Annotated in this window: 1 other RNA gene; it reads left to right on the forward strand. The window is 65.8% G+C overall.

The window, feature by feature from the left end:
- An RNA gene (gene rnpB / locus ASG67_RS14135) (RNase P RNA component class A) lies at positions 1-362 on the forward strand.
- Positions 363-371: the final 9 nt, after the last annotated feature.

The raw sequence follows: 371 nt of genomic DNA on the forward strand, positions 1-371 counted from the left end.
GCTGGACGGCCGCTGCCGAAATGCAGAGGAAAGTCCGGGCTCCACGGAGACACGGCGCCGGATAAGGTCCGGCGGGGGCGACCCCAGGGATAGCGCCACAGAAAGCAAACCKCCGCGCRAGCGGTAAGGGTGAAAGGGTGSGGTAAGAGCSCACCGCCCGAACGGCGACGTTCGGGGCACGGCAAGCCCCGCCGGGAGCAAGACCGAATAGGGGCGACGGAAGGCCTTAAGCGCGAGCTTTTGCCTTCAACCTGTCTCCGGGACTGTCGCCCGGGTTGGTTGCTMGAGGCGGKCGGCAACGWYCGTCCCAGAGGAATGGTCGTCACGTTCTGCATAGAACGTACAGAACCCGGCTTACAGGCCGACTGGCG

Source organism: Sphingomonas sp. Leaf339 (genome assembly GCF_001426195.1).
Classification (GTDB): Bacteria; Pseudomonadota; Alphaproteobacteria; order Sphingomonadales; family Sphingomonadaceae; genus Sphingomonas.